The 23,703-nt window shown below is 50.6% G+C and carries 20 protein-coding genes; 18 read left to right on the top strand and 2 right to left on the bottom strand.

Translation table 11 applies throughout. From position 1 onward, the window contains the following. Positions 1 to 26: 26 nt before the first annotated feature. The 12 genes from CRO74_RS13015 (at position 27) to CRO74_RS12960 (ending at position 12,365) form a co-directional block, all read left to right on the top strand. The gene (locus CRO74_RS13015; RefSeq protein WP_179830189.1) at positions 27 to 1,259 is read left to right on the top strand and encodes a hypothetical protein; all 1,233 of its coding nucleotides are present in this window, start codon (positions 27 to 29) and stop codon (positions 1,257 to 1,259) included. Between the two features lie 307 nt (positions 1,260 to 1,566). After that, positions 1,567 to 2,799: a hypothetical protein gene (locus CRO74_RS13010; RefSeq protein WP_097126482.1), complete on the top strand. Its 1,233-nt coding sequence runs from the start codon at positions 1,567 to 1,569 to the stop codon at positions 2,797 to 2,799. Positions 2,800 to 3,148: 349 nt separating this feature from the next. Continuing rightward, complete coding sequence (locus tag CRO74_RS13005) at positions 3,149 to 4,363, top strand: hypothetical protein (RefSeq protein ID WP_179830188.1); 1,215 nt, start codon at positions 3,149 to 3,151, stop codon at positions 4,361 to 4,363. Positions 4,364 to 4,489: 126 nt separating this feature from the next. Continuing rightward, positions 4,490 to 5,020 (top strand): hypothetical protein, encoded by a 531-nt coding sequence (locus CRO74_RS13000; RefSeq protein WP_097126480.1) that lies wholly within the window; start codon positions 4,490 to 4,492, stop codon positions 5,018 to 5,020. A gap of 17 nt (positions 5,021 to 5,037) precedes the next feature. Beyond that, positions 5,038 to 5,559 (top strand): CsgE family curli-type amyloid fiber assembly protein, encoded by a 522-nt coding sequence (locus tag CRO74_RS12995; protein WP_097127096.1) that lies wholly within the window; start codon positions 5,038 to 5,040, stop codon positions 5,557 to 5,559. Positions 5,560 to 5,565: 6 nt separating this feature from the next. Further along, positions 5,566 to 5,991 (top strand): curli assembly protein CsgF, encoded by a 426-nt coding sequence (locus tag CRO74_RS12990; protein ID WP_245877838.1) that lies wholly within the window; start codon positions 5,566 to 5,568, stop codon positions 5,989 to 5,991. A gap of 47 nt (positions 5,992 to 6,038) precedes the next feature. Beyond that, positions 6,039 to 7,472, top strand: a complete 1,434-nt coding sequence (locus CRO74_RS12985; RefSeq protein ID WP_097126478.1) for a CsgG/HfaB family protein — start codon at positions 6,039 to 6,041, stop codon at positions 7,470 to 7,472. A 3-nt stretch (positions 7,473 to 7,475) separates the two neighbouring features. Further along, the gene (locus CRO74_RS12980) at positions 7,476 to 9,005 is read left to right on the top strand and encodes a carboxypeptidase regulatory-like domain-containing protein (RefSeq protein WP_097126477.1); all 1,530 of its coding nucleotides are present in this window, start codon (positions 7,476 to 7,478) and stop codon (positions 9,003 to 9,005) included. A 159-nt stretch (positions 9,006 to 9,164) separates the two neighbouring features. Then, entirely contained in the window at positions 9,165 to 9,698 is a 534-nt protein-coding gene (locus CRO74_RS12975; protein WP_097126476.1) for a hypothetical protein, read from the top strand. After that, on the top strand, positions 9,692 to 10,393 hold the full coding sequence (locus tag CRO74_RS12970) for a CPBP family glutamic-type intramembrane protease (RefSeq protein WP_097126475.1): 702 nt from the start codon (positions 9,692 to 9,694) through the stop codon (positions 10,391 to 10,393). Before CRO74_RS12975 ends, CRO74_RS12970 begins: the two co-directional genes overlap by 7 nt. A 78-nt stretch (positions 10,394 to 10,471) precedes the next feature. Beyond that, positions 10,472 to 10,954, top strand: coding sequence for a hypothetical protein (locus CRO74_RS12965; protein ID WP_097126474.1), 483 nt, complete (start codon positions 10,472 to 10,474; stop codon positions 10,952 to 10,954). A gap of 127 nt (positions 10,955 to 11,081) precedes the next feature. After that, positions 11,082 to 12,365, top strand: coding sequence for a Gfo/Idh/MocA family protein (locus tag CRO74_RS12960; RefSeq protein ID WP_097126473.1), 1,284 nt, complete (start codon positions 11,082 to 11,084; stop codon positions 12,363 to 12,365). 100 nt (positions 12,366 to 12,465) lie between these two features. Here CRO74_RS12960 and CRO74_RS12955 read toward each other — a convergent pair whose 3' ends face one another. Both CRO74_RS12955 and CRO74_RS12950 read right to left on the bottom strand, forming a co-directional pair. Continuing rightward, entirely contained in the window at positions 12,466 to 13,986 is a 1,521-nt protein-coding gene (locus tag CRO74_RS12955; protein ID WP_097126472.1) for an FG-GAP repeat domain-containing protein, read from the bottom strand. A gap of 93 nt (positions 13,987 to 14,079) precedes the next feature. After that, entirely contained in the window at positions 14,080 to 16,239 is a 2,160-nt protein-coding gene (locus CRO74_RS12950) for a S9 family peptidase (protein WP_097126471.1), read from the bottom strand. 156 nt (positions 16,240 to 16,395) lie between these two features. Here CRO74_RS12950 and CRO74_RS12945 point away from each other — a divergent pair, with 156 nt between their 5' ends. The 6 genes from CRO74_RS12945 to CRO74_RS12920 all read left to right on the top strand — a co-directional run bounded on the left by CRO74_RS12945 (position 16,396) and on the right by CRO74_RS12920 (position 23,596). Continuing rightward, complete coding sequence (locus CRO74_RS12945; RefSeq protein ID WP_097126470.1) at positions 16,396 to 17,073, top strand: DUF3431 domain-containing protein; 678 nt, start codon at positions 16,396 to 16,398, stop codon at positions 17,071 to 17,073. A gap of 202 nt (positions 17,074 to 17,275) precedes the next feature. Continuing rightward, positions 17,276 to 18,769 carry a M20/M25/M40 family metallo-hydrolase gene (locus CRO74_RS12940; RefSeq protein ID WP_097127095.1) on the top strand — a complete coding sequence of 498 codons (1,494 nt, stop codon included), beginning with the start codon at positions 17,276 to 17,278 and terminating at the stop codon, positions 18,767 to 18,769. 93 nt (positions 18,770 to 18,862) lie between these two features. Continuing rightward, positions 18,863 to 19,261, top strand: a complete 399-nt coding sequence (locus tag CRO74_RS12935; protein ID WP_097126469.1) for an FtsL-like putative cell division protein — start codon at positions 18,863 to 18,865, stop codon at positions 19,259 to 19,261. Next, complete coding sequence (locus tag CRO74_RS12930; protein WP_097126468.1) at positions 19,251 to 21,380, top strand: PASTA domain-containing penicillin-binding protein; 2,130 nt, start codon at positions 19,251 to 19,253, stop codon at positions 21,378 to 21,380. Before CRO74_RS12935 ends, CRO74_RS12930 begins: the two co-directional genes overlap by 11 nt. A gap of 57 nt (positions 21,381 to 21,437) precedes the next feature. Then, a complete protein-coding gene (locus CRO74_RS12925) occupies positions 21,438 to 22,034 on the top strand; it encodes a hypothetical protein (protein ID WP_097126467.1) in 597 nt (198 codons plus the stop codon). Between the two features lie 92 nt (positions 22,035 to 22,126). Continuing rightward, positions 22,127 to 23,596 carry a UDP-N-acetylmuramoyl-L-alanyl-D-glutamate--2,6-diaminopimelate ligase gene (locus CRO74_RS12920; protein ID WP_097126466.1) on the top strand — a complete coding sequence of 490 codons (1,470 nt, stop codon included), beginning with the start codon at positions 22,127 to 22,129 and terminating at the stop codon, positions 23,594 to 23,596. The last annotated feature ends 107 nt before the right edge of the window (positions 23,597 to 23,703 follow it).

Raw genomic sequence — 23,703 nt, 5'->3', positions numbered from 1 at the left:
TTATTCATATGTCCACTTTTTCACACATGAGAACAGTACTTATGACCAGCTGTTTGCTGGTTTCCCTGAGCGTTATGTCATACGCTCAGTCAAATGTATCCACCCTGAACCAGATAGGAGTAGGTCAGGAAGCAGCCATCAACCAGAAGGGATCGGGGCTGAATGCCGCCATCAACCAAACGGGCGACCGGAATGCCCACAACTATGGTGTTGTTACGCAGTCGGGCGGCCCTCAAACCGCCACGATCAATCAAATAGGGGGTACCATAAACAGCTACGTTAGTATTCGTCAGGCAGGCGAAGCCGCTTCCGATCAAAGTTCAGCCAATACGGCTACGGTAACCCAATCAGGTTTGGCAACGGCCTGGGAAACTTGGTCTGACTACTGGGTTCATGAGGCACGTCGCACTGTTGAGGCTGTGCTCTGGAACCATGGCGGAGCGGTTGATGTAGTTCAGTCAGGAAAAAGTAATTCCATCACCGTTTCGCAGTCCGGTGTTCAAACCATTGGTGAGCTAGTTAAAGTTAATCAGATCGGTAATGGGAATCAGGGGAATATCACTCAAACCAGTATAGCGGATCATTTTTATGGTAGAGGAAATAACAGCGTGAATCTAGGGCAAACTGGAGATAATAATACCGCTACGTTAACTCAAGTAGTGGGCGGAGACAATAATATCTACGTAACGCAGACGGGGAATAACAACAGTAGTACGGTTAGTCAATCTGGTGAGAGGCTCAGCGCAACTGTTATACAGACGGGGTCTTTCAATTCAGCCACGGTCAATCAAACTCCAGCAGACGGAGCAACTACCTCCATTACGCAGACAGGCGACTCCTTCAGTGCTACTGTCACTCAAAACAGTGATAATACCGCGGTGATCGACCAGCGACATTCGGCATGGAATAGCAATTCCGTCGACGTGTTGCAGGATGGTAACCGCAACGTAACAAATATCATACAAGGCACAGACGAACTCTTCGTTGATCGAGCAGTTGCCAACGTGACCCAAACGGGCGATGACAACTCGATCAAATTGAGCCAGACCGGTATGAATCAGGCAGCTACCATTTCTCAAACCGGCAATGGGAACCGCTTATTAGGTGTAGAAGGTGAAACATCTTTCGCGTCTCAATCAGGTGACGGTAATACACTAACGCTTACGCAAACGAATGAAATTGGTGGCCCTGGCAATCAGGCTTTTGTTAATCAACAGGGCATTGCCAACGCTGCTACAATTACGCAAAGAGCTCAATAGTATCGGCAGCCTTCGTGTTTTTCTTCGTTGTTGGTAAAGCCAATAAGAAAAACGCGAAGGCTGCCCTATTCACATCTCTACGCCTTTCCTGTCACCCTACTGCTCACGCGCCCGTGCATTGCCCTCCTTTTCAGCCTGTTCCTTAAACCGCAATCAGCCAGCAGGGTCCGGGGCCACAGGTGATCGATATTCACCACACACCTGCGGCAGTAGGCAGTAAGGCCAGACGCCGGAGTCGCCCCGTAGGCCACAAGTAGACCTCACAAGCATTCCCCAATTCGTTATTCATATATCCACTTTTTCACACATGAGAACAGTACTTATGACCAGCTGTTTGCTGGTTTCCCTGAGCGTTATGTCATACGCTCAGTCAAATGTATCCACCCTGAATCAGATAGGAGTAGGTCAGGAAGCAGCCATCAACCAGAAGGGATCGGGGCTGAATGCCGCCATCAACCAAACGGGCGACCGGAATGCCCACAACTATGGTGTTGTTACGCAGTCGGGCGGCCCTCAAACCGCCACGATCAATCAAATAGGGGGTACCATAAACAGCTACGTTAGTATTCGTCAGGCAGGCGAAGCCGCTTCCGATCAAAGTTCAGCCAATACGGCTACGGTAACCCAGTCTGGTTTGGCGACGGCCTGGGATATTTGGTCTAATACTTGGGTTCATGAGCCCTATCGCACTAAAGAAGAAGCGCTCAGGGGGCCTGGGGGAGTGGTTGATGTAGTTCAGTCAGGAAAGAGCAATTCGATCACTATTTCGCAGTTCGGAAGAGAAACTGTTACTTCACCGATTACTGTTGAGCAGATCGGCAACGGAAATGTGGGCGATATTACCCAGACCAGTATAGCGGATCATTTTTATGGTAGAGGAAATAACAGCGTGTATCTAGGGCAAACTGGAGATAATAATACCGCTGCCTTAACTCAAGTAGTGGGCGGGGGAGACAATATATACGTAACGCAGGTTGGGAATAACAACAGTGGTACGGTTAGTCAATCTGGTGAGAGGCTCAGCGCAACAATTACGCAGACGGGGAATGATAATTCGGCCACGGTCAATCAAACTCCAGCAGACGGGGCAACTACCTCCATTACGCAGACAGGCGACCGTTTGAGTGCTACTGTTACCCAAAATAGTGATAATGTCGCTGTGATCGATCAGCGAAATTCGGGCGTAGAGGGCAGTTCAGTCGTCGTGTTGCAGAATGGTAACCGCAACTTGACAAATGTTATACAAGGTACGGATGAGCGCTCAGTTGATAACGCAGTGGCCAATGTGACCCAAACCGGCGATGACAACTCGATCAAGTTGTCCCAGACAGGTTACAGACAAGGTGCTAAAATCTCTCAAACCGGTAATGGGAACCGCTTATTGGGTGTAGAAGGTGAAACGTCTTTCGCGTCTCAATCGGGTACCTACAATACCTTAACGCTTACGCAAAACAGCGAAACGAGCGGCATTGGCAATCAGGCTTTTGTTAATCAACAGGGCGATGCCAACGCTGCTACAATTACTCAAAGAGCTCAATAGTATCCCCTAAATGTCCGGCCGCCTTCGTGTTTTTCTTGGTTTTTGATAAAGCAACTAAGAAAAACACGAAGGCTAACCAATTCACATCTCTACTCCTTTGCTGTCACCCTACTGCTCATGCGCCCGTGCATTGCCCTCCTTTTCGGCCTGTTCCTTAAACCGCAATCAGCCAGCAGGGTCCGGGGCCACAGGTGATCGATATTCATCACACACCTGCGGCAGTAGGTAATAAGGCCAGAGGCCGGAGCCGCCCCATAGGCCAAAGGTAGCCGTTACAGGCATTTCCCGATTCATTATTCATATATCCACTTTTGTTTCACACATGAAAACAGTACTTATGACCAGCAGTTTGCTGGTTTCCCTGAGCGTTATGTCATACGCTCAATCGAATGTATCCACCCTGAACCAGATAGGAGTAGGTCAGGAAGCAGTTATTAATCAGAATGGATTTGGCCAAAATGCCAAATTAATTCAAACAGGTACCGCAAATGCGAATAACTACGGTGGCATAACGCAGTCATCCGGCCAACAATCGGCCACCCTTAATCAAACAGAGGGTACTAAAAACAGCTTCATTAACATCAATCAATCGTCAACTACATCTTCGGATAATATTTTCGGCAACACAGCGACGGTGACTCAATCAGGTGTTGGTTATTCCAACTCGACCGCTGCTACCCCTACCAATGCATCTGATGCCGTAAGTATAGGGGGAATGGCCGTTGATGTCGTTCAGTCAGGACAAAGCAATGCCATCACCGTTGAGCAATCGGGCAACGAGAGTGGTGGCAACAAAGTTTCTGTTGCACAGACGGGCTCTGACAACACGGGAGTTATTACACAAACCAATGTAAGTAGTAACATAGTGAACTTAACGCAGGTGGGTGATAATAACAGCTCCACCTTAACACAAACGCAAAGCTCTGAGGGCACTTTAGATGTAATGCAGACGGGGAATAGTAACGATGTTAAGGTATCACAAGTAAATTATGCTAAAAACTTTATTACCATCTCCCAAACAGGAAATAACAACTTAGCTACGGCTACGTCTACCGATAATGGGTATAATGGGATTGGGACTATTAGCATTAGTCAAACAGGTGACAATCTCACTGCTGGCGTTACACAGGTAGGTAGTTGGAATAATGCACAGATCAAACAGTTTAATTCGGAAGAAAGTGGCAGTTCAGTCGACGTTACCCAAAATGGCTATGCCAATTATACAAAGGTTACACAAGGTACGGAGGATAATGCGGTTGCTAACTCGGTAGCCATCGTGACCCAAAACGGCTTTCATAACTATGCAGGCTTAAAACAAACCGGCATAAATCAGGCGGCTACCATTTCACAAAACGGTCCTGAAAATAGGTTGTCGGGGCTTGATGGTATATCAGATTCCTTCGCTACTCAATCCGGTACCGGGAATACCCTAACCTTATCCCAATCCAACGAAGCCTGGGGCTTCTGGGGCAATTACTGGCCTGAGTGGTACTCTGGCAACCTAGCCATGGTTAGTCAGGTTGGTACGGGTAATACAGCTACAATTACACAGGTAGTCAGATAGTAGCCGCTAATCCCCAATCTATTCGGTAGCCTTCGTATTTTCCTCATCTTCCCGTACTAGTGAATGAGGAAAACACGAAGGCTGACCTATTCCCATCTCTACTCTTCTCCTGCCATCCTACTGCTCATGCGCCCGTGCATTCTCCTACTTTTCGGCCTGTTTCTTATTGCGCAGGCCGCGGCCTGCCAAACGACTTCAGAAGCCTTTGTTACCCAGTTAACAAACCTCATTTCAACCGGTACGAATAATTTAAACCCGGCTTATCATTCGCTAACGGGCACGGCCTTGTCGGCTTCATTCAATGCGAGCGGAGGTAACGAGCTGATCAGTCAACAGGCAGGAAACAACAACACCGTAGTCATGCAGAGCACCGGCATGGGCAACCAGCTTCAGGCTCTGCAAAAAAATGCTACCGGAAGTGATAATCAAATAGAGCTACAGCTAACGGGTGATAATAACAGCTATCAACTAACTCAGGACGGTAGTAATAACGTGTTTCAACTGCCTAACGCAACCACCAGCAATGCACAACTAGAGGTAATCCAGGAAGGCAATGGCAATCACATCAGTAGTCTGGCCAACCTGATCACAACGTCGTCCCATGTGATCATTCACCAGACCGGTGGCATGAAAATACAACTGCTTCCGCCCAATTGAACCAGCAATTCACAGCCATGCGCTATTGGCTTAACCCTACCCACTATTTGTTCACTGTCGTGTTGATGCTTCTCTGCGGCTGCCTGGCCTTTGCCCAGGATCCGGCTTCGGAGGAAGATGCGGAGAGCCTAGCGGTTGAAGAACGACTCTCTGAACAAGGCCCCCAAACCCTGATTCTGGATAACTCCCGAACCAAAATTGGCCGTGAATTTTACGACAGCTTCTTTCGGGCATTTGTCCTTCCGGCACCCACCATGCCAGCCGACTCCAGCCAGTTGAGTAAAAAACCACAGGATTTGGAAACAGACAGTTGGGTCATCACCATTGAAGAACTACCCTCCACATCGGCCACCAGCAATATCATTTCAGTATCGATCAACGACGAGTTAATATGGCAGCAATTTGTGCAGGCTCGAATAGACTTGATCGAAGAATATGCGCTCAATGCCGTTGAAACGCTTCGCCAGTACATTATCTCGTATGAGCAAACGCAACAACAACTCCAGACGGAAGATCAGAAAGGCACAGGAATTCATTAACCGACCATGGCAACAGTAATTAGACTCATGGGGCTGCTGCTTATTTCAGTTGGCAGTACTCAGGCCCAGGCCTTAGTGTACCACCCCAATAATCCGGCTTTTGGCGGAAATACCTTTAACTACCAGTGGATGCTTAGTTCGGCCCAGGCCCAAGACCGACTCACCGATCCAACCTTAAAAAAAACGACGACTACCACGACCAAAACCAACAACCAGCTCAGCGACTTATCCACCAGTATTCAACGCCAGCTGCTCAGCCGGATTACCAGCGACTTGCTAAAAAACCAGTTTGGCGAGAACAGCTCGCTTAAGCAGGGAACCTACAAATACGGCGATTTTACCGTAACGATTCAGAATGAGTATGACGGTATCTACATCCGTATTGTCGACAATCAGGGAGGGGAAACGTCTATTCAGGTTCCTTATTTCTGATGGCCGCCAAACAACCTGCGCCCTACCAGCGATCATTCCATCGATGCATGAAATTCTACCGATCAGTACTTACCTATTCCCGAATTGCAACCCTTAGTTACCTGTGGGTTTTATCAGGCTGTGCTGCCTACCTCCACCAGCCCACGGGTTTACAACGAGCGCGGCTGGGTGAGGAAACCACCACCACAGCCGCCTTGCGAAACCTACCCAAGGCCAAAGAGAAAGTAGTCGTTGCCGTCTATAAGTTCCGAGATCAGACGGGCCAATATAAGTTATCGGAAACGGGCTCCACCTTCTCAACCGTGGTATCGCAGGGCACCACCAACATCTTGCTCAAGGCCCTTGAAGAGAGCGGCTGGTTCACCACCATCGAGCGGGAGAACGTCAGTAACCTGTTGAATGAACGGAAAATTATCCGCTCCAGTGTTGCTCAGTACAAAGAGGGGGAGAACCTTCCACCTCTGCTTTTTGCCGGGGTTATTCTGGAAGGGGGAATTGTGTCTTACGATGCCAATATCATTACGGGCGGGGCCGGTTTACGGTATTTTGCCACGGGTGGGTCGACCCAATACCGTCAGGACCGGGTAACGGTCTACTTACGGGCGGTAGCCACCCGGTCGGGCAAAATCCTGAAAACGGTTTATACCTCCAAAACGATTCTTTCCCAGTCGGTCGATGCCGGTATTTTTCGGTACGTAACCTTCAAAAAACTCCTGGAAGCTGAAACTGGCTTTTCGACAAACGAGCCCTCGCAGATGGCCGTTACGGAAGCGATTGAAAAAGCCGTTCAGGCCTTAGTACTGGAAGGTATCCATGATGGACTTTGGGCAGTGTCCGATCAGGACGTTATACAGGCGAAAAGTGAGCTGGAGCGCTACGATGCCGAAAAGGTAACTATGAGCCAGACGGACGTGTATGGCATGCAATTACCCCAAATTAAAACGCCCCGATTCACGATTCAGCCATATGCATCTTTGTGGCGCTTTTCCGGCGATTATGCTGGTAGCATGATCCGGCCTGCGTATGGCGTGACCGCTGATCTGTACCTGAAACCAGCCTGGGGGCTTCAGGTAAATGCCGGAAACGGTACGCTGGCCTGCGGCCAGAGGTTTTCGGGGAACTTCACTATGCTGAACGGCAGCCTTGTCTGGCGCAGTTTACCCACCCAACGTTTATCGCCCATTTTCACTTTAGGAGGAGGGATCCTGTCCAACCGCAGCGCCAATGAGGTATTTCGAGTTTCAGGCCTGCTACATGCGACCATCAATGCCGGTATCGGATGCCAATATTCGCCCAACGGCATCTGGGGGTTCCGGTCTATGCTCAACTACCAACAGTCGTTAAACGATCAGGTTGACGGACTGCGGGCGGGGCAATTCAACGATTTTGTTCTGCAGGCATCTTTTGGGGTAACCCTTTCATTTGGACGCTTACGCCAGGGCCAGCCAACAGCTCTAACAAAACGAGTAAAGAGTAAGTAAGCCATGAATAACCCTTATTTTTTTGTACGCCGTCTAGTAGGCTGGCTGAATCTGCTAGCAATTGTTTCTTTACTTGGGAGTTGCACAGAAACGACTTTTGTCGACGTCCAGACATTTGGTTCGGTACGCGGTCAGGTATTGCTTGGTACAACCCGTCAGCCAGTACAAAAGGCGTTGGTCCGACTAAGCCCATCCGGCCAGCTAATAGAAACCGATGCAGATGGCCGATTTCGTTTCGATAGCTTACCTCCCACCCGGTATACCGTTACAGTGACGAAAGAACGGTATGCTACTGAGTTAGCAACCGTCGATGCTACCGTCAGTTACGTGTCTGTGCTCACGATACTGATGCGGGATGATAAATCGCAGAATAGCCCCCCCACTGCTCCAACGGTCGTGAGTCCAGCCCCTGGTAGCACTACGGTCACGACAACCGTTACGCTCAAATGGGCCGCTACCGACCCTAACCGGGATACATTAACGTATCAGGTCAAGCTGTACAAAGCCGGCGACATTACCAATGTGCTGTCCTTTACAGGACTCACCGCCGACTCGCTGGCGCTATCCAGTCTGGCTTACAACACAACCTACTATTGGCATATTACCGTCAGTGATGGAGTTAGTACGACCAATGGCCCGGTCTGGTCATTTAGAACAATGCCTTTCTCTGCGTATAGCTATGTCTTTTGCCGACGGGTGTCGGGTATGTACCAATTGTTTTCCGGCAATGGCAACAAACAGCCGGTTCAGCAACTCACAACGGAAGGCAGCAACTGGCGTCCTATTGTAAGCCCCAACCGCCAACAGATTGCCTTTATATCGAACCGCGATTCTGAACCTCACCTCTACCTTATGGACCAGGATGGAAGCCATGTCCGGCAAGTAACCGATGTACCTATTGGGGGGCTCTCTGGAACTGATTTATCATTTTGCTGGTCGCCAGACGGCACCGAACTGGTGTATCCGTCTTACGAGCACCTGTACGCCGTTCGGACAGACGGCACCGGGTTACGAACTATAGCTAAGGCACCCAACGGGCGGCTTTTTGCAGGATGTGACTGGAGCAGCCAGAGCAATCAACTCATTGCCCGCACCACTAGTGGCAATCTGTACAACAATGAGTTGATCCTGATTTCGGCGTCGGGTACTACCCAGAAACTCCTGCTTGCCAGGCCCGCCAACCGGATAGGCAACCCTGTCTTCTCGCTTGACGGAACGCAGGCGCTTTTTGCGATGGATGCCAGTATTTTTCAGAATGCCAAAGGCCGTCAGCTGGACTCCAGAATTCATCGGCTTAATGTTGCTACGGGCGTCGTAAGCGATCTGTCACTTGATTCTGGTAATCTGCTTAACACGAATAAGCCAACGGGTACGAATGATCTCGACCCCCGATATTCGCCGACGGGAGGCAAAATCATTTTTATCAACAGCGAGAATACCGACCAGGGGACCAGTTCGATTATGACGATGGCATTAGACGGAACAGGCCGAACCGTTTTGTTTTCAGTGGGTGAAATGCCTTACTGGCAATAGTTATTGTCTGTTGATCGAATGATGCTTACACTGGCTAACCGGTCTATTAGGGCAAGATACCCCCGGAATAAAGGCTTGTGAGGTATATTTTTAGCTCAATTCATCGTTACCTGCGGCAAAGCAAACGGTCTGATAATTCATACCCTACTGTTTTATCAAATGAACGTTGAACACGCTTTAAACGACTTTTACCGTCAGCACGGCTACGGTGAGGAAGGTGGTATCAACAAAAAATGGGACATGATTAAGTTTGGTCCCATTGCGCTTCCATTGCCCAACCTGGAATCCCGACGAAGAAACATCTTTTTACACGACATCAACCACCTTGTAACAGGGTATGATACAAGCTGGAAAGGCGAAAGTTCGGTCACCAGTTGGGAGATAGCCACGGGTGGTTGGGGCAACATATATTTTGCCTGGTGGCTAACCCTTTGGGGCATGGCGGTAGGCGTGATGTTCTACCCCACGCACAGTTATAACGCCTTTCAGGCTGGCTTGAGAATGCGGAGTGCGTTTACCAGTGGGTTATCCAAACAAGCCATGTACTCTTTACAGGTTGACCAGTTGACCAGTCACCTTTACCGAACTCAAGCCGACACCGTAAACCGTAGCTATTTTGTCTGGGCAAGCCTAAGTTTACTGGTTTGGTGGGGGCCATTCATCATTGGATGTATACTTTATTCGTTATGGTAACCCGGATTGTTCTACCAATCATCGTATTTGCCGGTTTGGCCTTTGCATTTTCATGGGCCATAAACCAGTATTTACCAGCGCTTACATGGCTTACCATTGACGGTAAAGAAGTGCTGACGGGTTGCGGTCCTGCGCTGTCGGGCTTACTTTGTTACAGGCTTTTTAAGACGCCTAACACGTTCAAACTATCTTTAGCGGGCAGCAAACCGATTGTTGTCTATGGCATTACTTTTTTGAGCCTATTGGTGCCTGTTTTACTAAGCAAGCAGCCGAATCCGTTAGCTGCCATAGGTCTTGTGTTAGCTCAATTTACGTATACGCTGGGTGAGGAGTTTGGCTGGCGGCATTATTTGCAAAACGCCGTAGCAACATTTAACAAATGGCAGCAGGCGTTAATAATCGGGACGATATGGTTTTTCTGGCATTATGCCATCTTACCTGACCCAACAACCATGCTGAACGGGCAGCCTCTCCCTTTTTATATCGGCGTCCCTGTATTCGTAGGCTTGCTGACGTTGTTCTCGAAATTAGCCAGCGATGTAGTACTACGAACCCAGGCCGTTTTGCTACCAACGGTGCTGCACTACATTGGCAAAGTGAGCAATAGCTACAGCATGTTGGCTTTCTACATTCTTGTGTTGGCCGCCTACCTGATGTGGCATAAAATTGAGGTAAAGCGGTTGTCATCAACTTGAATAGCCGTAGAGCGACAATTAGTATGTCCGGGTTGGAAAACCGTAGATTGGCCAAAAACAGCTAAAGAATCGTACTTTATGAAACACACCTATCAGCTAAATTTATTTGTATGGATGCTCGCCTTATTGACGGGCTGTATTAATGAAACACCAAAAACCTTAGTCATAGATGTCTCGAAAGATACTTCATGGTTATACCCGTCATACTTTAATCCACTTAAATCTGAAGCGAAGCTCCTAGTTACCCTAGAGTCTAATTTAGACGCTTCTGGCTACATAACGTTCGACAATACGAGCAGCCAATCATTTACTTTTTTCAATACCAAAAAAGTAAAAACAACTAGTACTTCCTCGAAGAGGCTCATCCACAAAGGAATCGCCAAAACTTATTTTTTTGAGAATGATCTGGGACCTTCTCGATTTAGTTACGTGGGTCATTCAAATAAGGGCCACCTTGCCATTACGATTCAGGAAGTCGGATTGAATGAGAGTGCACCACCTGGTTTCACTTTCCTGCAAGGAACTTACCATACAAAAACAACAAATAAATCTACCTTCTAAACGCTGGAGAGACAGTATCAATAATCAGACAGAAGCCCATCAGAATTAAAGCACTCATACAGAGTAGATAAAGCACCCTCTTGGCATTAGAGGATACAAGCCTGTTAACCATTCTGCTTTTACTGCCATGACGCTCCACTCGAACCGCCGTGATTTTATCAAACAAGGTAGCGCGGCTGCCTTAAGTTTAGCCCTGTTTCCGAGTTTCAAACGCAGAGTAGCCCCCAGCGACAAGCTCCGGGTAGCTCACATTGGCGTGAACGGCATGGGCACCAACCACCTCAACTGGTTTGCCAACCTGCCCGAAGTCGACGTGGTGGGCCTCTGCGACCTGGACCAGACCCACCTCGACAAAGCACAAAACACACTACAAAAGATTCACCCTACTACCACCGCGAAAACCTACTCCGATTTTCGCTACCTCCTAGACCGCAAGGACATCGACGCCATCACCTGCGCCACCCCCGACCACTGGCATGCGCAGGTAGCCATCATGGCGTTTCAGGCAGGAAAGGATGTATACGGCGAAAAACCGCTGTCGTACAACGTGCGGGAAGGGCAGCAAATGCTGAAAGCCCAGAAACGCTACGACCGTATCTTTCAACTCGGCACCCAGATTCACGCGGGCGACAATTACCACCGGGTTGTCGAACTGATTAAGTCGGGGGCTATCGGCAAGGTACATACCGTGCGGCTTTGGAAAACCGGCTTTCCACCAGTTCTTGGTCCCGCTCAGTACCAAACACCCCCATCGACGCTCAACTGGGACATGTGGCAGGGACCCGCGCCGGTTTCGCTGTATACGCCCGAGCGATGCCATTTTACCTACCGCTATTTCCTGGATTATTCGGGGGGCGTATTCCAGGATTTCTGGTGCCACATTGCCGATGTGGTTTGGTGGGCCATCAACCCAACCGGACTAAAACGCGTGAGTGCAAAAGGGGAAGCTCCCGAAGGCATCGGCGATGCGCCCAAATGGATCGACATCGACTACGAATTTGAGGGGCTGAACCTCCACTGGACCAGCACCCCGCCCAACGTGCCCGGTGCCGAAAAACGGGGCATCGGCGCGTATTTCGAAGGCGACAAGGGGACGCTACTCTGCGACTACAGCACCCGCGAGCTAACCATCAACGGCGTGTTCATGAATGATATTCCCGAGATTCCCATTACGTTACAACGGTCGCCGGGGCATCAGCAGAACTTTGTTGATGCAGTCAAATCGCGCCAGCAACCGGAATCAAATCTGGCCTACGCCCGCATGATGACCATGCCCATGCACCTCGGCCTGATCTCCTATCGACTCGGCCAGCCGCTGGAATGGAACGCAAAAAAAGAGAAATTCCGCCACAACGCCGATGCCAATGCCATGTTATCGAGGGAGTATCGGAAGGAGTGGGATTTGGTATGATGTGGTAAGCAACAGGGAAAATTTAGCCCACGGTTTAAACCGTGGGCTGCTATTTGTCAATCAATTTCGCAAACGGTTTCGACCGTTTTCTTCATTTCTATTACCGCGTCTTGTTCTTCAGCACAACAAACGGCAGGTGCATATCCCAGGTGGGTTTTAGCCCTTCCTGAATGATAAACGTTTTTGCGAAATTGCCCAGCACAATATCCGAATCGCCGTCGTGGTCAATGTCGTTCACATCCATGCAGATCCAGCGACCATAGGCACTGACGGGTACGGCATGGGGGTGGAATTGCAGGGGTTTCTGCTGCTCGAAAAACAGGAATTCTTCAGCGGAATTGCTTTTGAAATCAGCGAAGAACGCGATGGTGACAATGTCCAGATCGCCGTCTTTGTCGAAGTCGGTGGCGATGGCTTTGGTGCAGCCGTTGATGGGATAAAAATAGGCCTGCTTGTAGGCAAAGTTGCCCTGGTTCAGGTAAATATACAGCCCGTGGTAGGGCTTTAGTACTTTGGAATAGTCGCTGTTGTCGCCACAGGTGTACAGAATATCCAGCCGCCCATCGTTGTTAAAATCGACCAGTTGGAAACTCGTGGAGCCGTACACCGACGGAAACCGGAGCAGATTTCTCTCCGTAAACCCACCCTTTTTATCATTCAGAAACAACCAGATTCCTTCGTCAGCGTGGGCGAATAAAACCATCAAATCCGGCCAGCCATCGCTGTTAAAATCACCCGCGACGGCCTGACTCGCGCCGGGGACTTCTTTGATCGGTTGTTTGGCAAATTGATGGTTCGGCTGCTGTTTCATCCAGTACAGACCGCCCGTTGTGTGCCCGAACCCACAAACGACCCAGTCCGCCAGCCCATCTTTATTCACATCAACAGGCAATGACTTCAGCGGACGGGGCAGTTGCTTTGCGACCGTCGATGAATCCATTCCGCTCGTTCCACTCATGGACAGTGAAACCAGTTCTCCCCTGGCAATATCGGCCGCCTGCATCGTGCCCAGCGTTGTGAACAGGCTCCGCTCCTTTCCGGTGTTGTCGCGAAAAAACTGCGCATCGACAGCCGCCGAGTTAAACTGCCGAAACAAGGTTGGTTTGAGGTGTTCGTTCCAGCGGGTGACGTCACTCCGGAGGGCATCGCTGGTGTAAAGCTGGTGACCGATTGTATCCATTACCACCAGCGTCGTCATGGCCGTTTTCGTCGTATCCGGCTGTGGCTTTTCGAGCGAAAACATAGCCCAGTTATCCACAATGGGTTCCGGCTTATTGGCAGGCTTAAGCGTTTCCGGTGCCAGCGTCTGGTAATAGGCTATCAGTTTCTGCCAGTTATCGAACGAAATAGCGGCTTTCGGACCGGCATAATATAGTCCATCCGGATACACTTCCAGCCCCAGATTTGACGCCATTGCGGGCAACACGTGCTTCGTCCAGCTCTCTTTATCCAGCAACTCAGGCGCGGGCACGAGGTGGCAACTGCCGCAATGTTGCTCCGCCAGTCGTTTCCCCTCCGCAATGAGCGGGTCGTTTTCTTGCCCTGACTGGCAACTGCCAATGAGTAGAGCAAGAGCGGAAATGGCCAGAAATGAGGTGTAGTAGTGAGAAAGGGAAGTCATTATACGTGCGTGCACTCACGGTATGGGCCAATCTCCAGATTGGCCCGCTTTTGTTACTGATAGGGCCAATCTGGAGATTGGCCCATACGAAACTTACTGCCGCTCCCCAACTAAATTCAGCATAAACGCGTACTCCAGTGCGATTTCTTTCAACGCCTGGAACCGGCCCGAGGCACCGCCGTGACCCGCTTCCATATTCGTATGCAACAGGAGTTGATTTTTGTCCGTCTTCATTTCCCGAAGTTTAGCCACCCATTTGGCAGGCTCCCAGTACTGCACCTGCGAATCATGCAAGCCCGTAGTGACCAGTAAATTTGGATATGCTTTCTTCTCTACGTTGTCGTAGGGCGAGTATGACAGCATGTAGTCGTAATACTCTTTGTTTTTCGGGTTGCCCCACTCTTCGAACTCACCCGTGGTGAGCGGAATGCTTTCGTCGAGCATAGTCGTTACCACATCCACAAAGGGCACGGCCGCCACAACGCCCCGGTACAGTTGCGGAGCCTGGTTAATTACAGCACCCATCAGCAACCCGCCCGCACTGCCGCCCATGGCGAAAAGCTTATCCGGACTGGTGTATTTGTTTTTAACGAGGTGTTCCGACACGTCGACGAAGTCATTGAAGGTGTTTTTCTTCTTGAGCATCTTACCGTCTTCGTACCAGTGCCGCCCCATTTCCTGCCCGCCCCGAATGTGGGCAATGGCGAAGATAAAGCCCCGGTCGAGCAGGCTCAGGCGGGTCGAGCTAAAGCCGGGATCGGTGGAATAACCGTACGAACCATAGGAATACTGAAGCAGCGGTGCCGAGCCATCTTTCTTCGTGCCCTTGCGGTACACCAGCGAAACGGGCACCTTCACGCCATCGCGGGCGGTGGCAAAAAACCGCTCCGATACGTAGTCGTTTTTATCGAATCCGCCCAGCACTTCCTGTTGCTTCATGAGTGTTTTCGCCTTCGTATCCATGTTGTAGTCGAAGGTAGAGCCAGGTGTTGTCAGCGATGAGTAGCCATACCGCAGCACATTGGTATTGAAATCTGGATTGTAGCCGATGCCCGCTACGTAAGCCGGTTCGCCGAAGTCCAAGTACTCGTCGGCCTTTGTTATTTGATTGATAACCCGGATGTTGGTCAGCCCGGCTTTGCGTTCGCCCAGTACGAGGTGATTGGCAAAGATGTCCATGTTCTCCAGGTACACATCCGACCGATGGGGAATCACCTCTTTCCAGGCAGCACGATCGGTCATTGACACTCCTACCTTTGTTTTAGGGGAAGAGTCGGAGGTGGGGTAATTATCCGGTACTTCCATCAGGCGGAAGTTCTCGGCTTTCCAGTTCGTGCGAACGTAGAATTTGTCTTTGTAATGTACGATGTCGTACTCATGTCCTTTCTGGCGCGGCAGAAAGGTAACGAACTCGCCCAGTGGTTTGCTGGCTTCCAGTAACCGGTATTCGGTGGCAACGCCGTTGTGGTCGGAGCCGATGGTGATGTATTTCTTTGATTTCGACCGGCCCAGCCCCATGTAAAACTGGTTGTCTTTCTCCTCATAAACCAGCACATCGGTCTTCGGATCGGCACCCAGTGCGTGCCGGTAGACCTGATAGCCAAGTAAGGTCTGAGGGTCTTTTTTGATGTAGAACAGCGTCTTATTATCCGTTGCCCACGCAAAGCTGCCTCCTTCTGTGTTGGGGATGGCTTCGGTGTAGAGCTTGCCCGTTTTCAGGTTTTTCACCCGGAGGGTATAGAGCCGACGGCTGACGGTATCTTCGGCAAAAATGGCCAGTTCGTCATTGTCTGATACTTCAAAACCACCGAGTTGGTAGTAGTTATGGCCTTTTGCCATGGTATTGCCATCAAACATGATCTCCTCGGCACCTTGCAGCGAGCCTTTTTTACGGCAGTAGATCGGGTATTCGCCCCCGGTAATGTACCGGGTGTAATAGTAATAGTTACCTTCTTTGTAGGGCACCGATTCGTCCTGCTGCTTGATGCGCCCTTTCATCTCCTCAAACAACTTGGTCTGAAGGTCTTTCACGGGAGCCAGCACCTGATCGACATACGCATTTTCTTCGGTCAGATACTTGATCACCTCCGGGTTTTCGCGTTCGTTTAGGTAGTAGTACTTGTCGATCCGTTTATGACCGTTGGTAATTAATTCTTTGGGTTTGATAGCCGCTTTGGGCGGGGTTATCGGTTGTGCCTGGGTCATGCTGTAGAGCGTGAAAGAAAAAATGAACAGTTGACAAGTCCGTTTCATAAGAGGACATTGATTCAGTTTGTTTCAGAAGAATATTCGTAAAATTAATGGTTATCTAAACGAAAAGACGCGGGGGAAAGCGCAAAGGTGGTAAAGAGGTCATTTAATTCTTCGCGACCTTTGCGCTTTCCCCTGCGCCTTTGCGTTTAAAATGAAATGCCCGAACTCGTTGTTGCTCATTATACCGAAAACCTGAACTGGTTGCGAAATGTCCCCGCTGGCATACAAAAAACGGTGTATACCAAAGGTTTTGAACCTGTAACCGAGCAGCCCGCCATTCCCCTGCCTAACGTCGGTCGGGAAGCGCACACGTATTTGCACCATATTGTAAGCCGATACGATTCACTGGCCGAGTGGACGGTTTTCTGCCAGGGAAAACCCTTCGACCATGCCTTTGATTTTAAGAAGACGTTGCTCCGTTTTGTGAATGAACCGACCACTACCTTTAGCCCGACCGGATTTCAATGGTTGGGGCACCTGATCGATACCGATGATGATCAGGGGAATCGGCTTTTCCGACCCTGGAGCAAAAACGAGGATGGGCGCGGCCTCGATCTGCGGGGTTTCCACCGCGCTTTGTTCAACACCGATGGACCAGACCTGTATACATTCGTCCTGGGCGCTCAATTTGCCGTTCATCGAAACATTTTGCATCAACGGCCCTTATCTTTTTACACCCATGCGCTCGAAGTATCGACTTCTTTTCCCGACGCAGCTCACTGTTTTGAGCGCAGTTGGGATCGTGTTTTAGGGGTTGTTGGCATTGATCCCGACTGGCTGGCCAACAGGCTGACGGTTCAGTTAAAACCAATGAAGCATCAGCCCGCCAGTTAACGAAATCAGCCCCCGGTTCTGAGAGCGGAAAATTGAACTTTATTGATAAATAAATCACAAAAGACGATACTTTAAATAAATAATTCAATACGTGGCCAATTTAGGCGAACGCTTTGCCAGCCGTTTGCGTCTAATCATTCAGCGCCTGAAATCAGCAGTTATTTTCGTATCTTTATCCAAGAATTCTACCATCCATTTTCTCATGGCCCGCACATTTTACGTGCCTCGTTTTCGGCTCGTGCTGTTCTGTATCGGTACAGCCGGTACGTTAACTGCTTTTTACCCCGACAAACTTTCTTTTCGAAAGGCATTTGCCCGTATCAATAACGAGGTAAGTGCCCACAGCCGCGCTTACGAAACACTTGCCGACGCATCGCAACGGGTAGGACACCGCCTGACGGGCAGCCCAAACGGTGCTCATGCCGAAACCTATGCCTTCAATTTACTGTCGTCTTATGGCTATAAAGACGTTCGCTTCGAGCCATTCGAAGTAGAAGCCTGGATGCGTGACACGGTTACACTCGCCATTGTCCCCCATAAAAGCGACAATTTCCGGGATGTGCCGGTGGTAGCACTGGCTCACTCGCCCGTTGAAGCCCACGTAAACGGCGAAATCGTGGACGTGGGGAACGGTCTGGAAGGTGATTTTGCAGCGTTCAAAGACAAGCTGAAAGGCAAAGTAGCCCTCGTCAACATCGGTTTGGCCGCGCCTACCAAAGGCGCCCGCAATCTCCACCGCTCCGAAAAAACGGCGCTGGCCATTCAATACGGGGCTAAAGGCGTCATTATGGTCAACCTCGTGCCGGGCAATGTGCTGCTCACGGGTACGGCTTCGGTAACGGGTAAGTTAATCCCCATTCCGTCGGTATGTATTTCACTGGAAAGTGGTCAGGCATTGCGGGCCTGGATGCAGGACGAGCACGAAAAACTCTACGCCCAGATCAACATGACCAATACGAGCCGAAAAATAAAAGCTCGCAATGTGGTTGCCACGCTGAAAGGCTCCCAGTTTCCCGACGAAAAAATCATTGTGGGTGGCCACCTGGATTCCTGGGATCTGGCCACCGGCGCTATCGACAATGGCATTGGCTCATTTGCCGTCATGGACATTGCCCGCACGTTCAAAGCCCTGAAGCTGAAACCCAAACGAACCATCGAGTTTGTTCTCTTTATGGGCGAAGAACAGGGATTGCTGGGGTCAAAAGCTATGGTCGACAAGCTCAGAAAAGCGGGCGAATTGGACAAGGTTCGGTACATGGTAAACCTCGACATGACCAACGACCCATCCGGCCTGAATGCCTTTGGCCGCAGCGACATGGTTCCTTTCCTGAACATGGTTGGCGAGACGATGAAAGAAGTTGAACCGGCTTTTGCCAACCAGATGGAGAATCAGGCCGGTCTCCACTCAGACCATCAGCCGTTTATGCTGGAAGGTGTTCCGGTGGCGGGTATGAATGGTCACCTCGCCCGCGAGGTGCTTGACTGCTACCACGCCAACTGCGACCGCATGAACCTGGTGGATGCCGGTCAGTTGAAAAACACCGTCCGTTATTCGACTATGCTGCTGTATGCCCTCGCCGATGCCGATGCCATTCCGACCCAGCGCCAGACCGACAACCAAACCCGCGATTATCTGACGGCGCAGGGATTGCGCACCCCTTTGCAGATTGCCAACGAATGGCGCTGGAAAGAATGAGACAAACTCGGTTTTTCGAAAATTAGCAGCTATCGGGCAAAACCCGTGACGAGGATTTTGTTTCTTTGTAGAACGATCATCGCCTAACCCATCATGGCTAAAAATACCTTCCGGCAACCCGAGCGTATAGCCAAACAGAACAAACAACGCCGTAAGCTTCGGCTGGCGTCCTGGCTCAACGACTTTATTGGCCTGGATCGTCTGTTTGGCGAAGATAATGCCTGGCCCATTCAGCACATCGACCGCATTCTTTGGGTTACGTTTCTCCTCATCCTGTACATTGGACTGAATCACAACGCCGAACGACTGGTCCGGCGGACACAGCGGGCCAAAGCACAGGTCGATGAACTTCGGTCGCAGTTTACCGTTCTTCAGGCCGACTTCAACAAAAGCGGCAAACAATCCGAAATCAGCAAACGGGTAGCGGCTTTGGGCCTCGCCGATAGCCAAACCCCACCTCATAAAATCGTTGTCAAGACCGATGAACATTAAGCAGGACATCATTCAGCGGGCTAATCACGTCTTTTACGTTGTCATCTTCCTGGCAGTCTGCGTCGTGGTTCGGCTTGTGTCGGTGCAGTATTTCAAGAAAGATCTAAAAGGTCGATTCTGGCGGGAGCGCGTAGCGGCAACGCTCATCCAGCGGGACACCATCCGGGCCATGCGGGGAAATATTTACGCCCACGACGGTTACCTGCTGGCGACCTCGCTGCCCACCTATGTCGTTGGTTTGGACCCCACTATGGCCAAACCAGAGTATTTTAACAGGAAAGTAGACTCGCTCGGGCTGCTGCTCTCTCAGCTTTACCGGGATCGCTCGCGGCAGGATTATACGGATATGATTGTTGATGCCCGCAAACGGAAACGCCGGTATGTGTTGCTCAACCGACGCCGGGTGACGTTTCAGGAGCGGCAGAAAATGCTTACCTGGCCCTTTTTCCGGTCATCGCCCAAAGTGGCCGCCCGGGGCGGTGTGCTTCGCCCCTACTACGAACGCTATCACCCCTATGGCCAGATGGCCGAACGAACGATTGGGAACCTGGACGCAAAGACCGGCCGGGGACTCATTGGTCTCGAAGCAAGTTTCCAGCCCGCACTGGCGGGTAAAAACGCCGTTGGTCTGGTTGAGGTGCTGTCGGGCGGGGTGCGTAAACCCGTCGATGATGGCCCCGAGATGAAGCCGGAGCCGGGCATGGATCTGTATACGACCATTGATGTCAACTACCAGGACATGGCCGAGTCGGCGCTGCGTTCGACGCTCGAAAAATACAATGCTGCTAAAGGGTGCGTCGTCGTGATGGAAGTAGCCACCGGCGAAATTCGCGCGATGGCCAACCTCTCCCGCGTTAGCAGTCCCACAGGCCCAAACCGGTACGTCGAGAACTTCAACCACGCCCTGGCCGGCCGCACCGACCCCGGTTCGACCTTCAAGCTGGCCACCATGATGGCCCTGATGGAAGAAAAAGCCATATCGCTCAATCAACTTGTGGCAACGGGCGATGGCTCGACCCGTTATAACGGAATTGATATTCGCGACGCCAGCCGAACGGGCAAAGGAACAATTACGGCCCGGCAGGTTTTCGAGAAATCGTCCAATGTGGGTATCCACATGCTGATGCGCAGTTATTTCTATAGGCGTCCCGACCTGTACTGCCAGTACCTGCGCAAATTTCACCTGACTCAGCCAACGGGCATTCACATGAAAGGCGAAGCCATTCCCGTGGTGCGCAATCCCGACATGAAGGGCTGGAGCAAAGTATCGCTGACATCCATGTCATACGGGTACGAAATGCAGATCACGCCCCTCCAGATGCTGGCCTTTTATAACGCCGTCGCCAATGGCGGACGATGGGTACGCCCGGTACTCGTGAAGCAGATCAAACTGGCCGACGAGCTTATTGAAGACAATAAACCGTATGTAGCCCCGGAACCTATCTGTTCGAAAGAAACCGCCCGTAAAGCCCAGGAGTTGCTGCGGGGGGTAGTGGAGCACGGAACGGCCAAACACATCAATAACCCGTTCTATGCGATTGCGGGGAAAACCGGAACCGCCCAGAAAGTGATCAACGGCAAATACCAGGTCGGTCGCTATTACACGTCGTTTATCGGGTATTTCCCGGCCAACAACCCTAAGTACAGCATGATTACGGTTGTTGACAACCCCGAGGGCGACAATATTGATATGCTGTATGCCGGTGCCGTAGCGGCTCCCGTGTTCAAGGCGGTAGCCGACCGCATCGTGGCCTATGATTACCAGATGCACGCACCCATACGGGTCAAGGCTTCCCGCCCTGAATCGACAACGGATGTAGTGGCCGGTTATGCAGATGATCTACACGTTATTGGGTCCACGCTGAATATGCGAAACGAACCTTCGACCGAAGGCTGGGTGGAAGCCACACCACGTGGAAGCTGGAAAGCCCGCCCTACCCGCAGTGACCGTGTTCCCAATGTACGCGGTCTGACCCTCCGCGATGCACTTTACCTACTCGAAAACCGGGGCTTTCGGGTTATGGTCGAAGGACGTGGCAAAGTAAAAGAGCAGTCCGTTGAACCGGGAACCGGAATTGAAAAAGCGCCGGGCAAAGTCATTACGCTCACGCTGGGGTAACCTTTGGGTTGAGATTCATCTCAAACTTTTGTAGATTGAGCAAAAAACCAGCACGCAATGACAACGGTAACTGCTGATATACCTGCTGCTCTGCGTTACGAGGAACTGGACGGTAAATTTCTGTACCGGAAAGGCTATCATGACGTACTGACGGGTGCCAAAACGATAAAAGAAATTATAGGTAGTAGTTCGTTGCAAGCCTTGTTGGTTTCTATGATTTATGGTGAACTCAGTAAGCTACTACAGGAAAAATACATAACCTTTATTAGTGAACCAGGTTTACACCTCGCTCATAACTCAAACGTAGCGAATGATATTGCCATTTTCCAGCTTAGTCAGATTGAACGATTTACAAAAAAATACTTCTCAACACCTCCCGAGTATGTAGTTGAAGTTGATGTTAAGATCGACATTGATTTGACCGACTACAGCAACCCGGAAGACTATATTTTTCATAAAACTCAGACGATGCTCGACTTTGGTGTTGGTACTGTAATCTGGGTAACCACTGAAGGCCCTCGCAAAATTCTGATTGCCAAAGCAGGCCAGGACTGGCGGGTAACTACCTGGGAATCTGTTGTCGAGTTTGCTCCTGATTGCCATTTTAGCTTACAGGAGCTACTGCAGCGACGGGGCGTAATTGATTTACTGTAAACGACAAACTTCTTCCGTATAATTAGCGAAAGCCGCCCCTAATCCTTTTTTTTGCAGCCGACAATCGAACGCTATGTTCACTGCGCTTACGGATGCAACTAAAAGATCTTTTCTATAAAATTCCGCTGCTGGCTACTTCCGGCAGCATGAATACCGATGTTACAAGCCTGACGATGGACTCGCGCAAAGCGGGTCCGGGTAGCCTGTTCATCGCCGTTCGCGGCACCCTTACGGACGGCCATTCGTACATCGAAACGGCCATTCGGCAGGGGGCGACCGCCATTCTGTGCGAAGAAATTCCGACCGAAACCAACCCCGCCGTAGCCTATATCCGGGTCCTGAATTCGGCCCGGACAATGGGGCTGGTGGCGGCTAACTTCTACGAGCAGCCTTCCAAAAAGCTCAAACTCGTTGGTGTAACGGGCACCAACGGCAAGACATCGGTAGCCACTTTGCTCTTTCGATTGTTCCGCGCTCTGGGTTACCGCTGCGGATTACTGTCGACCGTTCAGAATCAGATCGACGATGACGTGATTCCCGCCACTCACACCACGCCCGACGTGATTACGACCAATCAGTTGCTGACCAAAATGCTGGCGCACGGCTGTACGCACGTGTTCATGGAGGTCAGTTCGCACGCAGTGGTGCAGGAACGGATTGCGGGATTAACGTTCGTGGGCGGCATTTTTACGAACATCACTCACGACCACCTCGACTTCCACGGTACGTTCGATAACTATATTCGGGCAAAAAAGGGATTCTTCGATCAGCTCCCGGCATCGGCCTTTGCCCTGACGAATGTCGACGACAAACGAGGGCTGGTGATGCTTCAGAATACAGCCGCCCGTAAGGAAACCTACTCGCTCCAGACGCTGGCCTCTTTTAAAGGAAAACTCCTGGCCGACAGCCTGTTTGGTCTGAACATGCTCATCGACGAGCGCGAGGTGTGGTTCAAACTCATAGGCCGCTTCAACGCCTATAACCTTCTGAGCGTGTACGGTACAGCTATTCTGCTGGGCGAAGACCCAACCGAAACCCTGACGATGCTGTCGGGCATTACGCCCCCACCCGGCCGGTTCGAGCAGGTAGTTTCCGACGATAAGATTGTGGGAATTGTCGACTATGCCCACACGCCCGATGCGCTGCAAAACGTACTGGAAACCATCAACGAACTCCGCAATACGGATGAGCAGGATTACATGCCCCAAATCATTACGATTGTGGGCTGTGGCGGCAACCGCGACACGTCTAAACGCCCTATTATGGCCGATATAGCCTGCCGACTGAGCAACCGGGTTATTCTGACCTCCGATAACCCCCGGAACGAGGACCCGATGGACATTCTGGAACAGATGCAGGCGGGTGTTTCGCCGGTTGATTTCAAAAAAACGATCACCATCGAAGACCGGCACGAAGCCATCCGCAAAGCCGTTGAACTCGCCCGGCCACACGACATAATTCTGGTAGCGGGCAAAGGACACGAGACCTATCAGGAGATAAAAGGAATCAAATACGACTTCGACGATAGGGTCGTCCTGCGTGACGCTTTCGCAAACCGTTGAAATCAGTAACTTTGAACCATATACAATTTTGAATGAGTGAATGATAGAATGAGTGAATAACTGCCCTGATTTATTCACTCATTCTATCATTCACTCATTCTATCATT

Source organism: Spirosoma fluviale (genome assembly GCF_900230225.1).
GTDB lineage: Bacteria > Bacteroidota > Bacteroidia > Cytophagales > Spirosomataceae > Spirosoma > Spirosoma fluviale.
Note: the sequence above shows the minus strand (reverse complement) of the source record. Positions and strands in the feature narration are given on the sequence as shown.